Source organism: Luteolibacter rhizosphaerae, assembly GCF_025950095.1.
GTDB lineage: Bacteria > Verrucomicrobiota > Verrucomicrobiia > Verrucomicrobiales > Akkermansiaceae > Haloferula > Haloferula rhizosphaerae.
Genome location: NZ_JAPDDR010000007.1, coordinates 85231 through 101273 on the forward strand (window position 1 = coordinate 85231; position 16043 = coordinate 101273).

General features: G+C 62.8%; 7 protein-coding genes. 5 read left to right on the plus strand and 2 right to left on the minus strand.

The annotated features are described in order from the left end of the window. Positions 1-296: 296 nt before the first annotated feature. Both OJ996_RS14325 and OJ996_RS14330 read right to left on the minus strand, forming a co-directional pair. Positions 297-2777 (minus strand): LamG-like jellyroll fold domain-containing protein, encoded by a 2481-nt coding sequence (locus OJ996_RS14325; protein WP_264514296.1) that lies wholly within the window; start codon positions 2775-2777, stop codon positions 297-299. A gap of 20 nt (positions 2778-2797) precedes the next feature. Further along, a complete protein-coding gene (locus tag OJ996_RS14330; RefSeq protein ID WP_264514297.1) occupies positions 2798-4033 on the minus strand; it encodes a cytochrome-c peroxidase in 1236 nt (411 codons plus the stop codon). Positions 4034-4165: 132 nt separating this feature from the next. Between OJ996_RS14330 and OJ996_RS14335 the strand changes: the two genes are divergently transcribed. From OJ996_RS14335 to OJ996_RS14355, 5 genes are all read left to right on the plus strand, one after another. Then, positions 4166-5413: an MFS transporter gene (locus tag OJ996_RS14335; RefSeq protein ID WP_264514298.1), complete on the plus strand. Its 1248-nt coding sequence runs from the start codon at positions 4166-4168 to the stop codon at positions 5411-5413. Next, positions 5410-6504, plus strand: a complete 1095-nt coding sequence (locus OJ996_RS14340) for a zinc-binding dehydrogenase (protein ID WP_264514299.1) — start codon at positions 5410-5412, stop codon at positions 6502-6504. The genes OJ996_RS14335 and OJ996_RS14340 overlap by 4 nt, the downstream gene beginning before the upstream one ends. 510 nt (positions 6505-7014) lie before the next feature. Continuing rightward, a complete protein-coding gene (locus tag OJ996_RS14345; RefSeq protein WP_264514300.1) occupies positions 7015-8388 on the plus strand; it encodes an arylsulfatase B in 1374 nt (457 codons plus the stop codon). Positions 8389-9052: 664 nt separating this feature from the next. Next, complete coding sequence (locus tag OJ996_RS14350; protein WP_264514301.1) at positions 9053-12457, plus strand: LamG domain-containing protein; 3405 nt, start codon at positions 9053-9055, stop codon at positions 12455-12457. Positions 12458-12592: 135 nt separating this feature from the next. Beyond that, positions 12593-16009, plus strand: coding sequence for a hypothetical protein (locus tag OJ996_RS14355; RefSeq protein WP_264514302.1), 3417 nt, complete (start codon positions 12593-12595; stop codon positions 16007-16009). Positions 16010-16043 lie beyond the last annotated feature (34 nt).

Here is a 16043-nt window from a genome sequence, read left to right on the forward strand (position 1 = left end):
TGTTGCTAGGTTTTGTCTTTTTTTCGCTTTAGAGAAACCTCCCGATACGATCGTGACGATAGACAGGAAAGGGGATCAAAACCTCGATCTTGGCTGGTCCCCCGTCGTGAGCAGGGAGAGCTATCGGCGGAAGGGGAGTAGCGGGACCCCAACTTGGTGCCCCTTTAACTGTGGAAAATTTGAATCAGAATTGTTTCTGGATCAATTATAAAGTTTCCTTATGGCAACTTCGTGACCCAAGTTGACGAATTGTGAAGCAATCTTCCGCCGATCAGCAATGCCGGGGCGGAATGGCCTCAAGGATTCACCCTGAAGCGATAAAAGGAGGGGGCGGATGGGGGAGATGAAACAGAGAAGATAAAGTCGCCTGAGAACACATCGGCAGCAATTCCCGTAGAAGGTGCCAGCTCGGACCAGTTGGACAGATCATGTGAATGCTCTGCGGATATGCGGAGGCTCAGCGAGCCCAGCGAGGGATGCGAAAATGCAAGTGGTGTCGCCAATGATCCTGGAGAAACAAGCTCGCGGATGTAGTCATACAGGACCGAGTCATTCGACTGGGGATGAGTGCCGGCCGACCTTTCCAGCCACGCCGGGACAGAGTCCAGATCGGCATCCGCAAGCGCATCCTCGGCATCGGCCGGATTGAGGCTGTGCAAGAGTTCCCACCAGTCTTCGAGCGTGTCTCCGTCCGTATCCGCGGCGGATACCCCGGTAGGCAACGCGGAAGGAGAACCTCCCTGATAGATCCCGGCGATTTCCGATTGCCCGAGTGCTCTTGACCACAGGGCGACTTCATCGATCAAGCCGTCAAAATTCCTCCCGGTGCCGCTGCGATGGCCGCCGATGATAAGACCGGCCGTTTCAGCGGCAGGACCAGGAGCGGGAAATTCGTGGTCCGCGACCTCGTTCCCGTCCACGTAAAGCCTCAGGCGATTGCTATCGAAAGTCACCGCCACGTGAGCCCAGCGGTTCGTAAACAGCTCGCGGCTCAGCTCGCATGCGAATGGTCCTCGCGCAAGCGGGGTGGGTTGCGCAGTGCTTGCGCTGCCTGCCGCTTGGAGAGTGACCGTATGAAGCTCCAGATTGATCTTCGACGCATCGTCGGAAGCGCTGCGGAAACCGGCGGACAAAACATAACCCGCGGCACTGGAGCCGCCCAGCGCGCTTTCGAGCAGGAAGTAGCGGTCGTCGCTGCCGTGAGCCGGTAAAGAGGCTGGCTTGCACCAGAGCGAGTAGGTGTGCCCCGCACCGTTGTCATCCAGCGGGTTCCGCCCGGCGCGCTCGGGCAAGGCTGGCGAGTCATCGAGCGTCTGGCGCCCGATACGGAGGTATTGCTGCTGGCCCCGGGAGAACGATACCGCGCCGCCGCGAATACCGCCGTCGGCCACCACCGGGGCTCCATTGACAGGAGTCGCGTCGAAGCGGCTTCCAAGGACACTCCGGTTGTTAAAGTCGCCATCAAAGGACCAGTACGCCCTCAGGTCGCGCCCGAGCCCCTCTCCTTCCTTGGGAGTCAGTTGATCGTAAGGGATCGTCACCTCGCGTTGGATCGTGCCGTCGGCGAGGTGGAAACGCGCGGTGAGCAGCGCGGGATTCACCCGCGTATCCGCGGTAAGCGTCATGAACTGCCGCGGCTGCTGGGACGACCACTCAAGGTCCGGGTGAGTCACGTCAAGACTCGGAATCACCGAGGTATGGGCCGGCGAGGCAACGAAATCATGCAAGTCATAACCGACCCGCTGCCGATGGATCAGATGTCTGGAAACATGGATATCCCCCCCTGCCAGAACGACTCCGGAGATCTTCTTGGAGCGGATGAAGTCGTAAAGCGCATCGCGCTCATACCAGTAGGTGAAGAGATCATCGTTCTCGCCGTTCTTCTTGTCTTCCCACACCTCTCCCATCGCAAGGACCTTGAACGGAGCATTCGAAGCCTCCAATGCCTGCTGGATCCAAGTCCACTGCTCGGGACCGAAAGCCGTCTTCTTGGAAGGATCCACCGGGGAGGCCGCGGTCTGCGACCACCAGCGCGGATCGAGCAGAAAGATCTCCATGAGTCCAAGATCCACCTTGTGGAAAACCCCCTCGGGTCCGGTGCCGAACTGGTCGTGGGCACGATACTCGACGAAGGCCTTGCGCGTATTCTCCCGGCGGTCCGCGGCGTTCACGCCGTTGCCATTGTTCAGACCGAAGTCATGATCATCCCAAGTTCCCACCGCAGACGTGCCGCGGATCAGCGATTTCATGAACGGGGTTTCCAGGAAAGCCCTGTGCTTGTCCCGGCTCGTGGCCAAGTCCGCCACGTCGACATAGGGAGTATCCCCGCCCAAAATCACCTGGTCGGGGTGGAGCGCGCCGATTCTCTCCCACACCGGCTCGGAGGTACTGTTGGCACAAGAAGCAATCGCCACCGTCACCACACCCTTGGCCCCCGTCTTCACCCGGGTGGCAAACTTCAATCCGTCGGCCGGCCCCGCGAGCGGCACCGGCGTGCCCCCGGACAGGTCGTCGATCTTATAGGTGTAGGCTGTTGCCGGCTGCAGGCCGGTCACGTGAAACTTCGCCACGTAATCATTCGCGTCGTCGCTTCCGGACTCGCTGGTCGCCACGATTTGCTGGTCGGCATCGAGCACGCTCAGACGCAGCGGTTTCTCAACCGCGCCGGGACGATAAAGGAACCATGCTTCGGTGGTCTTCACCGTGCCGACCATGGGTCCGGTCTGGGCTAGCGCTGGCAAGGTCATCGCCACAAGCAGCGGCAACAACGCGGACATGGGATCATTGCGGAACGGTTTCATTGCGAAGTCGGAAGGGTCTTGGTCTCAAGCAGCTGCCCGCGATAGGGCGGATGAGGTGGCAGCGGAGGCGCCGAGTGATTCCAATCGGGAAAGTAGGAACGCATCTTCCAGGAGGCCGGAGTGCCTGCCACCAGCTCCGGAAAGCGCTCTCCGCGCTCGCGCATCCGCAACAGGCTGCGGTCGGTGAAAGCTTCCATCAGCGCGGTGAGGTCCGTGACCTCTTCCTCGCTCAGACCGAGATTGCCGAGATCGGCCTTGTTCACCGTTTCCGGATAATCGGTCGGCCCCCAGCGTTCCGGTTCCAAGTCACGGCGGTTGTAGAACTCGATCACCTCGCGCAAGGAAGCGATCGATCCATTGTGGAAATAGGGTGCGGTCAGGGCCACATTGCGCAGCGATGGCGCGCGGAATTGGCCCACCTCTTCCCCGGCCAGCGTATGGCCGCCGAGCCCGGGATCCTTGTCCCCGCGCGAAGGGACGCCGAGATTGTCATAGCCGAAATCGCTCAGCAAAGGCTCCGGCCACGAGGTCGCATGCAGGAAATGGCAATCGGCGCACTTGCCTTTGTTCTTGAAGACCTCCAGCCCGCGCTTCTCCTGCATCGTCAGAGCCTGCCCGTCGCCAGCGAGGTAGTCGTCGATCCGCGCATCGAAGGGCCGGAACACCGGTTCCTTGAGAAACTCCACGAGGGCCCGGTAGGCACGGTTCGCCACCTTGGCATCGTCTCCCCATTCCGCTTCGCTGAGGCCCGTTTTCAAGGTCGCGGCATAGCTCGCCCTGCGCAGCTTTGAGGCAAGCTCCGCCTCGCTACCCACATTCATCTCCGCGTGATCGAAGAACGGTCGCTGCACCTGTTCATGCAGGGTGCGGGCGCTGCCATCCTGAAATAGCCCGCCTTGCCACACCCAGTTCTGCGAGCCGTCGTCTTCCAGCATGTCCTCCTGGTCCATGTTGGGAATCAGCGCGGCATACATCAGGCTGGTCGCGTTCCGGCGGCCATTCCTTCCCAATACCGCCCCCGGCGAAACTGCACGGGGATCGGCGAACGCCGCTTCCGGCTGATGGCAGCTCATGCATGAAATTCCGGATGGATTGGACAGGGTGGAGTCTAGGAACACTTCCTTTCCCACAAGTGACAGGGTCGCCTGCTCCTTCTCGTCCGCTGCCGAGCCATCTGCCGCCAGAGCCAGCGGCAGGGTCATCATCATCATCCGGCAGGTTCCGATCGACATGGCGGTAGCTTCTAAAAGCAGCGATATCGCCAAGTTTCCCATAATGCAACAAAATCGTTTCAGGGAAACTTTTGTCTTGGTCCTCCCGATCGCCGCAGCTAGGGCTTCCGGTGAGGCGCCGGTCCATTGCTCATGACTGAAACTCATCACGATCGGGGTTTTGCGGATGCGCGGGTGAGAACCCTCGTCGCCGTGATGTTTTGTTACCTCTTCTACTACACGGGGCGGCAGAACTTCGGCTTCGCGATTCCCGGGATCTCCCAGGAACTCGGGCTCTCCAAGTCCCAGCTAGGCTGGTGCAGCACCGCACTGCTCTGGTCCTATGCGATTGGCCAGGCAATCAACGGCCAGCTTGCCGATCGCTTCGGCGGCAAGAGCCTGATGACCCTGGGCGGCATGCTCTCGTTCGTGATGAACTGGATCACCAGCTTCGCCGGCGGCCTCGCGGGAGTGATGATCCCTTGGGCGGGCAACGGCTTCGTGCAATCGATGGGCTGGGCTCCGGGAAGCCGCATTCTCTCGAATTGGTGGGACCGCCGCTATCGCGGCCGCGTTTTCGGCTTCTACACCTTTGCCGCTGGCATGTCCTCGGTCGTGACCTACGTCATGGCGGCTACGGTCGTGGGGCACGGCTGGCGCTGGATCTTCCGTGGCCCGGTAGTGCTCATGCTGCTGGGTTGCATCGTTTTCTGGTTTCTTGTGCGGGAGCGGCCCTCTCAAGCGGGCTATGAGGATCTACCGGACGAGCCGGATACGGCCCGGGACAAGCTCCACCCCGAGCGCCATCTGACTTGGTGGGAGCGCTATCAATGTGGCTTCGCCTGCGTCCCATTCCTCTTCGGTTGCGCTGCGATCGGTTTCCAGAATCTCGCCCGCTATGGACTCCTGGTCTGGGTGCCGGTGCACTTCCTGGGTGACAACTGGAAGGACTCCCCGCAGAAGTGGGTTTCCGTCGCACTCCCCATCGGCATGGCCATCGGCGCGGTCTCGGCGGGATGGATTTCAGACCGCGTCTTCGGCGGGAAGCGGGCGCTTCCCGTGGTCATCTTCCTGAGCATTGCCGCAGTATGCGCCACCGGCATGGCCATGCTCGACCGCACCTCGCTGCTCGCCTTGCCGCTGCTCTTCCTCACGGGCTTCTTCGTCTACGGACCCCAGTCGGCGTTCTGGGCCTTGTGTCCCGACCTGCTCGGCAAGCACTTGGCCGGCACCGGCACCGGCATGATGAACTTCTTCGCCTACCTTTTCGCCGGCTTGGGCGAGCCATTGATCGGCCACCTGATCGAATCGAATCACTCCACCCATATGGTCTTCCCCGTGGTGGCGGTCGCCTGCGCCCTCGGCGCTATTCTGATGTCCTTCATCCGCAAAACTGCATGAACACCGAACGCACCGGCGGCCGCGCCCTCGCAGCCGTCTTTTCCGGTCATCGTCATCCCTTCCATCTGCAGCAGTTCCCCATTCCTTCTCCAGGCCGGGGAGAGGTTCTGGTGGACATCACCTGCAGCACCATCTGCGGCAGCGACCTTCACACCTGGCATGGCCGCAGGCAGGAGCCGGTGCCTTGCGTACTCGGGCACGAGATTGTCGGCCGGATCGTGGCGTTTGGCCCCGGAGCACCGCAAATCGATCTTCGTGGCGAGCCCTTGTTAGAGGGAGATCGGATCACATGGACCCTGGCGGCTTCGTGCGGAGAATGCTTCTTCTGCCACCGCGGCCTGCCGCAGAAGTGCGAGAGCCTCTTCAAGTACGGCCACAGCGCGATCGCCCCCGGCCGGGAATTTAGCGGAGGCTTCGCCGAATGCTGCCTGCTCACTCCTGGCACCGGCATTGTCAAACTTCCCGACACCTTGTCGGACGCCATGGCCGCCCCGGCAAACTGTGCGGTGGCTACCGTGGCCGCGGCCTTCCGGCTGGCCGGTCCGGTCGAGGGCGCCACGGTCGCCATTCTCGGCTGTGGCGTGCTCGGTCTCACGGCCGCAGCCATGGCGCGCGAGCTCGGCGCAGCGGAGGTGATCTCCTGCGATCTCGATGCAAGCCGCCGGAATGCAGCCCTGCAATTCGGCTCGGGGCGCTTTTGCGAACCGGCCGGCTTCCTCCCGGACACGCGGGATCTCACGGCCGGGCGCGGAGCCGACCTGACCATGGAGTTCTCCGGCTCCGCCTCGGCAGTTTCCGCAGCCCTGACCGCCACGCGCACCGGCGGGATATCAGTGATCGCGGGAACCACGACGCCCGGGGGCAAAGTGGAGATGGACCCCAATGATCTTGTTCGTCGCATGCTCACCATCCGCGGATTGCACAACTACGCGCCGGAGGATCTCCTGGCGGCCGTGGACTTCCTCACCCGAGCCGAGGGGCTTTTCCCCTTCGCTTCCCTTGATGGCGGCGCTTTTCCCCTCGCCGAAATCACGAGTGCTTTCGAGGCCGCCAACGACCGTCCCGGCCGCCGCGTTTCCATCACACCCTGAACTCCGCAGCATTCCCGAAGTCAGCGAAATGCGGAGACTCTGGTCTGGCGGAGTGAGAGCCGCAGCCCTTGGATTCCCGGGTGAGCATCATCACCGCGGCTAGAACCCTTCTGAAGAAAGGCGAGATCTCGGAAGCACTGGCTACCTTGGACACCCTTCCCCCGGATGAGCGGTCCACAAACCAGGCGATCAGCATCCGGATGGAGGCTTTCCAACGCTCGGATAGACAAAATCTGGCGGACCTCGCCGCGCTGATCTTGCTCACATCCGCGGATTCTCCCGCCGCCTCAGGATCTCCGGAGCCATAAAGCGATCCAAGGGAGCCGAACGCAACCAGTATACGATTTTGTAGGAATTAGGATTGCCAGACGCGTCCCACGTTCTAGCGTCCGCCCGTTCACCGCATTCGTGGTGTTCGTCCGGGGACCACCCGGACATTGCATTCTTACAGGCACGGAGCAGACCAGACTTCTGGATCTTCGGCATCATCTGCCGCCGCTCTGATTTTTCATGATCGGTCACGCCGCGGCTCAGCGTTCGATCCTGATGAAGCTCCATCTCTTTCTACTCACTGCGGTTCTCGCATCCACCCTGCACGCCAAGGACACGCCGTCCTCCAAGCCGAACATCATCTACCTCCTCGCCGATGACCTCGGCAGCCGGGATGTCGGCTGGAGAAATCCCGCGATCAAGACCCCGCATCTCGACCAGCTCGCCAAGCGCGGTGCCACGCTGGAGCAATACTACGTGCAGCCGGTCTGCTCGCCCACGCGTGCCGCCTTTCTCACCGGCCGCTATCCCTATCGCTATGGTTTCCAGACTGGCGTCGTCCGGCCATGGGCACAGTATGGTCTTCCTCTTGAGGAGCGCTTGCTCCCGCAGGCCCTGAAGGAAGCCGGCTACCAGACCGCCATCTCCGGCAAGTGGCATCTCGGCCACATCAGTGCGGACTACCTGCCGACCAAGCGCGGCTTCGACCAGCAGTACGGGCACTACAATGGCGCCTTGGACTACTTCACCCACGTCCGTGACGGCGGCTTCGATTGGCACCGCAATGACAAGATCTCCCGCGACGAAGGCTACTCCACCACCTTGATCGGAAACGAAGCCGCCCGCGTCATCCGCGAGCGCGACAAGGCCAAGCCACTCTTCCTCTACGTTCCCTTCAATGGCGTCCACTCGCCTCACCAGGTCCCGGAGAGCTATCTCGAAAAGTATCCGGATCTGAAAGGCAATCGCCGGACCTACGCCGCCATGATCACCGCCTTGGACGATGCCGTCGGCAAGATCGTGGAAGCGCTGGAAAGCGAGAAGCTCGCGGAGAACACTTTGATCGTTTTCTCCAGCGACAATGGTGGACCGAATCCCGGCAAGCTCTCGGACAATGGCTCGCTCCGCGCCGGGAAGGGCACCATCTATGAGGGCGGCGTGCGCGTCGCTGCGTTCGCTACTTGGCCCGCCAGGATCAAGCCCGGCTCCGCCATCCAAGCACCGCTTCACATCTCGGACTGGTATCCCACCTTGCTGAAGCTCACCGGCGCACCGCAGGAGCAAAAACTCGCCGTCGATGGCAGGGACATCCTCCCCGTTCTCACCGGCAGCGATGCGGCCGCGGAGCGGGAGATCATCCTCAATGCCACTCCTACGGGCGGTGCCATCCGCTCTGGCGATTGGAAGCTCGTGCTCGCTGGCAAGGGCGGAGCGGAACTCTACAATCTCTCCTCGGATCCCTCCGAGAAGCAGGATCTCGCCGCGGCGAACCCGGACAAGGTCAAGCAGTTGAAGGAACGCTACGAACGCCTCACCGCTGCCGCCGTGCCACCCAGGTCCAGGCCGCAGCCCGCGGGCTTCAAGTCCCCGGAAGTCTGGGGCCAGTTTCCCTGATTCCAACGCCATCCCTTATCCGGCATGTCTAACAAGCCGCCTGTGCTGCTGGTTTCCTTCAAGACGGCCTTGGTGGGTCGTCTCGCGATGAGCCACCCCGCGCAGGGGAGCAAAAAGTTGGCATGGTGCCGCAAGAGCACGGGACGGGGCTTACCTCCCCACCGTGGCGGCGAATCAAACCGATCCCCTGCACATGTTACGCAAACCTTTCTCCAAGCCGCCCGCGGCTCGACCTTCGTGTCGATGCCGTCCGATGGCGACCAGCGGGCCTGAAAGACCGTGTGAGTTCATCTTGCGCGAATGTCTCTGGGCCTCGCTCTCGCTCGTTTCCGGTGGTTAAACGGATGGTCTCGCTGCCAGTGCTCCGGTGTCTTGGGTTTCACCGGCCGGCAGCCTGAAAATGCCACGGCGGGCGCGGGATTTTGGGTTTTCCCGAGCCCGCCGTGGTCACTCTCCGGACCCCTGCTTCCTACACCTTCCCTCCCTAGGGGATTTCATTTTGATCCAATACCTTACCATGTTGCTACACAAACTTCATTTGATTGAGCCGGAGAAGGCTACACGACGAACGCTTCGTTTGAACGACGCTCTGATTGATCTACATCGTAGTGGGGAATTGCCCCCGCGCCGGCGTCGCGCCTCCCATTACGTCGCTCGTTTCATCATGGCGGCGGCCATTGCCTCGGCTTCGTCCCAAGCCGCGATCCTCATCGGGCTCGGTCCTGAAACCGCGCTCTATAACAGCGACGTGAAGGGCATCGTCGACGACGGCGGCACCGCCGGCAGCAAGTCGGGGATCCCCGTGCTGGGTACCACCGAGCACGCCCTTGGAGCCACCTTCAACATCACTTTCACCCCGACTTCCGCCGACCTCGAACGGGTGAACCCCAATACGGCGCGGTCGGTTCTGCTGATCGAGGTCGGCGGCACCTCCAACGGCATCGGCCTCTACCTGATCGATGGCGTGCCGACCTTGCTCTCGAAGCAGGGTTCGAACGATGTCACCATTCCGGCATCGCTAAGCGACACCACGCTCCCGGCGATCGCCGTGCAGAGCCCGATCGGCAAGCTGAATGCGGGCTCCACCTATTCCATATCGGCCTCTTGGGACCACATCAACACCATCGAGATCAAGGTCCAACCTCAGGGCGGATCTTCGATCACATCGCGCCACCTGATCTCCGGCACACCGGGCAACTGGTCGGGCAACGATACCCTGTCGGTGAAGACCATCAGCAACACCGGCTCGGTGGGCGGTCTCGCCGGCAATGACGCGGCCAACCAACTGGGTGCACCCTTCGACGTTCACAACGCCTTCAGCTTCACGGGCAACGTGAGCCAGGCACTGTTCTGGAATGCCTCCGCGGTCACGCCGCCAGTGCATTCCGCACCGGAGGTCCTGGGCTTCGAGGTGACCACGCTGCCATCCACCGGTCAGCTCCGCTTGCACTGGCGGGTGACGGAGGGTGGAGCTCCGGCCGCAACCACGATCGAGATCAAAGCGGGCGGAACGACAATCCATAGCCCTACCACCCTTCAAGGGTTCTTTGATCTCCCGGCCGGTTCCGAGACCGCGTTCACCCTGAGCGCGACCAACGCCACGGGTACCACCGAGCAAAGCCGCAATCTGGCGGCTGAATCCGCCTTCACCGCGGCCGTTCGCGCGGATCTTCCGGAAGCTTGGTATCGCTTCAATGATGCGAGCGGTTCGCTCCTGATCGCGGACTCCGCCGAGAACGTCGCGCCGCACACCGGCCAGACCTTCGGCCAATCCGTCAGCGGCAGCACCGGCTTCCTCGATGGCGCCGCTCTCTTCGATGGCGGCAGCGGCGTGATCCTGACGCCTTCCATTCTCGACCCCGGCACGCTGGACTCCGGCTTCACGATCGAGGCGATCGTGAGGCGGGCTCCCGGCGTGGTGGGCGGGAATCCCGTCATCGTCGGCCAACGCGGCAGCACGGGCCGCATTCACCTTGCCTCGACTGCCGATGGCAGGATCCTCACCGACCTCGCCGGCGGCCAGAACAAGGTCGCCGACGGCACCTTGAACGACGACTCATGGGCTCACCTTGCGGTCGTGGTGGATGCCCTGCACACGGAGATCCGCTGGTATGTGGACGGCGTGCAAGTCGGCACCAGCGCCGATGGCCTCAACCCGGACGGCACGACCTTCGATCCCAACCTGGTCCTCGAATCGGCCACCGGCGATTGGATCATCGGCGTGGGCAAGGCGCTCGCCGGCAACCACTGGAAAGGCCACATCGACGAGATCGCGATCTACCGCAGCGTCCTGGATGATCCGAATGGTGACAACGACAAGGCCGACTCGCGCATTCCCGCGCACCGCAACGCGTGGTGGGATGAAACCTCCGGCCTGCTGGAGTTCAACGCATCCAAGACCACGGTCAGTTCCGGAGACCCGGTGAACCTGCTGGCCCGGGTGGGCAGCGACATCACCGCCGTGAGCATCGATAACGGGGTGGGAAGCGTGCCGATCGTCAATGGCCGCGCCTCCGTCACGATCAACCCCTCGGTCAGCGCCACCTATCAGGTCACGGCGACCGGCCCGGGTGGCAATAGCACCCGCAGCATCGCGATCACCGCGCTGCAATACCAAGCGCCGATCGTGAAGGGCTTCCAAGTGACCAAGCTCGGCACGCCAGGTCAGGTCCGGGTCCACTGGAAAGTCTCCGAAGGCGAAGCCCCGAACCCGACCAGCCTGGTCTTCAAGGCCGGAACGACGGAGCTTCATACGACAACCACGCTCCAAGGCTTCGCCGATGTGGATGCGGGCACTGCGACCAGCTTCACGCTAAGCTCGACCAATGCCACGGGCACCACCGAGGTGACCGACGACCTGGATGCGGAGAACGACTTCTCGGCTGCCGTGCGTCAAGACGCTCCGATCGCGTGGTTCCGCTTCAACGATGCTGCCGGTGTGGAACTGTTCGTGGACTCCGCGGACAACGTCGCGCCCCACAACGGGAACAAGAGCGGCTCGCCCGTCAGCGGCGTGGAGGGCGTGGTGGACGGCGCGATCTCCCTCGACGCGAACGGTGCAGTGGTGAGCGATCACATCCTCAACCCCGCCCAACTCGATCCCGGCTTCACCATCGAAAGCGTGGTGCGCAAGGACGTGGCGATCAATGCCGCGAACCGCGCGATCGTCAGCCAGGGCGACCTGAACGGCACCGGCCGCGTGCTCCTCGGAGTATCCGATGACAAGGGCATTCCGCGCACCTACCTCGGAGGCACCCACAAGGATGCCGACGTGGGACTCGGTGCTGAAGTCTGGGCCCACCTCGTGGTGGTGGTCGACGCTCTCAACACTGAAGTGCGCTGGTATCTGGATGGCGAGCTGATCGGCACGACCGAAGACGGATTGAATCCCGACGGCTCAACCTTCGACCCGAACTTCATCTTCGAAGCCTCCGAAGGTGTCTGGAACATCGGTGCCCAGAAGACCCTGACCAACGACCGCTGGCGCGGCGAGATCGACGAAGTGGTGATCTACAACACCCTGCTCGACGATCCCGATGCCGACGGAGACACCGCGGACTCCCGCATCCCCGCTCACCGCTCGGCCTGGTGGAGCCAGACCTCCGGCGTGATCCAGCTCAGCAGCGCGGCATCCACGATCGCCCAAGGCGAATCGACCGAGCTGACCATCAAAGTCGGACCGGACATCACCTCGGTCAGCATCGACAACGGCATCGGCAACGTCCCGCTGGTGAACGGCAACGCCTTGATCACCCTGAATCCAACGGTCACGACGACCTACACGATCACCTTGACCGGTCCCGGCGGCACCTTCACCCGGACCATCACGATCACCGTGGCGACCCAACCCCTGGTCGTGAGTGGCACCCTGCTGCAAGGCGGCAACCTGGTAATCAGTTTCAGCGGTGCTCCCTCCACGACTTTCGATGTGAGAGGCACCTCCGATCCATCCACCGGCTTCAGCGAGCCCTTCGGCACTGTCACCACGGATGCCAACGGCATCGGCACCGCGACAATCGCCGTTCCGCAGGGCAGCCCGAAGAAGTTCTTCAGGATCCAGGACCAGTAATCCCCTCAAGGCCGGGGCGGCAGGATTCACCCCTCCCGCCCCGGCGATGCGGACGACCCAGCAACTGCAGATCCCGAATACCAGATCTCTAGTAATTCAAGCGCGGCGGGCAGCGATGCCCGCCCCAATCGAAAGATGAAAGACGTAAGAACAATCAAGCGGCGGCAGCGGCACCCGGCAGGCTTTGCGCTGGTGGTCGCACTGAGCCTGCTGGTGCTGCTGCTGGTGCTTGCGTTCGGTTTGCTTTCTCTCTCCGCCGTGAGCTTGAGGTCCAGCTCGCGGGACGCCTCGCTGCAACAGGCGAAGTCCAACGCCAGGCTCGCCCTGCAGCTTGCGATCGGCGAGCTGCAGTCGCTGGCGGGACCCGATCAACGCGTGACCGCCCCGGCAGCGATCCGCAGCGAAGCAGGGCAGAATCGCCTCACGGGAGTATGGGAAGGTTGGCGATGGAACGGCGAAGGCAGCACGCCGAACTGGGACAAGGAAAAGTCCGACCGCTTCAAGGGCTGGCTAGTCTCGAACCCCGACCCCCGGAATACACGCAAAGAAGAGTTCGCCGCGGGTGAAGGCAATGGTGCCCCGATCAAGTTGGTGGATGCCACCAAGCAGGACGACAAGGCCGTGCAAGCCGCCGCGGTTCCCAGCAGGAATAAGCAAGGACGCTTCGCTTGGGCGGTATTCGATGAATCCCAGAAAGCCTCCATCTCGGTCGGCAACGAGAAGCCTGAGACCTTTGCGACCGCCTACGATCGCTCGGGGGCAGCCGGAACCTACGGCTTCGAGGCAGTGAAAGCAGCCGACTGGAGCGCGCTGGCAGATGAAAAGACCGAGCACGAGAAACTGCTGAGCACCGGCCAGGCACGCCTCGCGGGACTCACTCCGGAAAATCTGAACTTCCACGACCTCACCAGCAACAGCCGCGCCGTCCTTAGCAATGCCGCCGAGGGCGGCCTCGCCAGCGATCTCTCGCGCCTCTTCGCGAACACCGCCTTGCCGACCGACTTCTCCACGCGCTTCCTCTACTCGGACACGAACTCGCCGCTGGTCGGCCTGCCCTCCCGCTTCAGCGGTGCGAACCCACTCCCCAGCCCCGATCCCGCCTGGGCGCTCCTCCACTCGCACTACCGCTCCTACAGCAAGCTCGTCGGTGGCAGCTCGCCCTATCTCGATGCCACGGTCACCTCGGTGACGGCGCGTCCCACTGCCGCCACCGCAGGAAGCCAGCTCCTCCGCCACAAGGCCTTCACCGAGCAGCAACTCGCACCCGTTGTCGCGAAGGCCCAGTTCGTCTTCAGCCTGGCCTTCGGCTATCAGCCGGACACCTTGCCGAACATGTGGTCCGAGGGCAGTGCCCGCAAGGAACCGCAGCAGATCCGCGACGAGTACATCACCTGGCTCGTCATTGATCCCGTCATCACGCTCTGGAATCCCTACAACGTGCCGCTCCGCTTCACCGGAGCCCGTGTGGAGCTCTACCGCATCCCGCTCGCCTACCGCATCTACAAGAACGGCCAGCTTATCAACGCGGAGTATACCAAGCTCACCAACGCCCACACGGTGGAGGACTTCAAGACCCGCGAAGCACGCTTCTACCGCCTCAACATGCTGCCGGAGGATGGCGCCACCGATCGCGTGCTGGCCCCGGGTGAACATGTCGTCTTCACCGCGCACAACCACCGCATGCACGGCAGCCACGGCTACAACATCAACGGCGTGGACATGCGCCCGGGCTTCCATCCGCCCGCAGGCAATGCCAGCGACGAGGCCGTCGGCGGCGTCACCACCCAGAACATCTTCGTCAATTCGAACGGTGTCTCTTCCGGCAAGGACTACGGCAAGACCGTGCGCACCATCGCGGTGAAAGCCGGCGACCAGATCCAGATCGAGGTGAAGCCGGAACGCGCCGGTATCGACGACTTCAAGGAAGCGGGCGGCAAGGAGATCACCGGCTTCATGAAGTACTATCTCGGCGGTGGCAATGTGACCCGCCTGCTCGGCGGCATCGAACTCGACTACGGTGATCGCGAGAAGGAACTCCTGCCACACTACCCGCCGGAGGACCTTCCCACCATCGTGGTCAGTTCGGACATCCCAAAGGGAAGCACCGGAGGACTGAACGCCGCCCGCCATGCCTTGCGCTTCAAGGAGCCTTTCCTGATCGCCACCTTCCAGGAGAAGACCGAGCGCGATTCCCGCTTCCCGTCCCGCTCCTGGATCGGCAATGCCCCGGTGAACCACTACTCTAGCGCGGGCCTCGACCAGACCGAGGGCTTCGAGAATCACCAGTACGAGTTCAAGTGGGAACCGATGATCGACTGGCCGCCTAACAGCCCGACCATCGAGATCAGCAATACCAACAACCGCGGCTACGGCGGCCCCGGCATCTACGCCCAGAGTGGCGCGGAGCTCGCCACTTTCGCCAGCATCCCGCTCGCTCCGGCTCACTCGCTCGCACAGCTCCGCCATGCACCCTTGAATGCTGGCGGACAGCTCCCTCTCACCGCCCAGGTGCTGGCAAACTCATTCGAGCCCCCCTTGCTCGGCACCGACAAGGTCCGCGCGGATGCGGGCAGTCGTGTCTACCTCGATCACTCCTACCTCGCGAACAACGCCCTCTTCGACCGTTACTTCCTCTCCAGCGCCGCGGATCACCCCTCCCTGCCGGGAAAGCAGGAGCGCAAGGCGAAGGACCTCTTGGAAGACTTCTTCACCGAGGGCAAGGCCCTGCCTAACAGCCGCTTCATCCCCCACACCGGCGGGCAGGATGCCGGGGAACTGGCCAAGCATCTCGAGTCTTCCGCGGATGCCTACCGCGAGATCGGTGCTCACCTTCTCATCGACGCGCCCTTCAACGTCAATTCCACCCGGGTGGCCGCCTGGCAGGCCTTCCTTGCCTCGAACTTCGGAGCCCCCGCTCCCCTATTGGAGAACGGCTCGCTCAAGGCCCATGAGGGCGACGGCGTGCCGGTGCTGCGCCAGTCCCACGTGGTCGCCGGCGACTTCGAATCCGGTAGCGGCCCGATGGGCACCGATCACGCAAAGTGGAATGGCTACCGCCGTCTGAGCGCCTCCCAGATCGAGCAACTGGCGGAGGAGATCGTGGCCGAGGTGAAGAAGCGCGGCCCCTTCCAGTCCGTCGCGGAGTTCGTGAACCGCCGCCCCGGTGACTCCGAACTTGGCAAGAAGGGCGCCTTGGAAGCCGCGATCGAACGCTCCGGCCTCAACGGATCGGTGCTCGATTCCAACCACGCCTTGGCCGATGGCAGCAATACCGCCGACGGCGCTCCCGGCGTCATCAACCAAGCCGACCTCCTCACCCCGCTGGCCCCTCAGTTGGTCGCCCGTGGCGATACCTTCCGCGTGCGCGCCTACGGCGAATCCGAGGACCGCGCGGCAAAGGTTTGGGCGGAGGCCGTGGTGCAACGCGAACCCGAGTTCATCGATGGCACCGACAAGCCGGAGGCCGCCGAACTGGAATCCGCCGTGAATCAGCGCTTCGGCCGCCGCTTCGAAGTCGTTTCCTTCCGCTGGCTCAAGGAGAGCGAGCTCTGAGACCTGCCTCACTAACAGCAATTTTCCCAACCAC

Excerpts from the sequence above, each read along its gene's own strand:
- OJ996_RS14355 (WP_264514302.1), top strand. The coding sequence starts at position 12,593 with ATGAAAGACGTAAGAACAATCAAGCGGCGGCAGCGGCACCCGGCAGGC.
- OJ996_RS14340 (WP_264514299.1), top strand. The coding sequence starts at position 5,410 with ATGAACACCGAACGCACCGGCGGCCGCGCCCTCGCAGCCGTCTTTTCC.
- OJ996_RS14325 (WP_264514296.1), bottom strand. The coding sequence starts at position 2,777 with ATGTCCGCGTTGTTGCCGCTGCTTGTGGCGATGACCTTGCCAGCGCTA.
- OJ996_RS14350 (WP_264514301.1), top strand. The coding sequence starts at position 9,053 with ATGGCGGCGGCCATTGCCTCGGCTTCGTCCCAAGCCGCGATCCTCATC.
- OJ996_RS14345 (WP_264514300.1), top strand. The coding sequence starts at position 7,015 with ATGATCGGTCACGCCGCGGCTCAGCGTTCGATCCTGATGAAGCTCCAT.
- OJ996_RS14330 (WP_264514297.1), bottom strand. The coding sequence starts at position 4,033 with ATGTCGATCGGAACCTGCCGGATGATGATGATGACCCTGCCGCTGGCT.
- OJ996_RS14335 (WP_264514298.1), top strand. The coding sequence starts at position 4,166 with ATGACTGAAACTCATCACGATCGGGGTTTTGCGGATGCGCGGGTGAGA.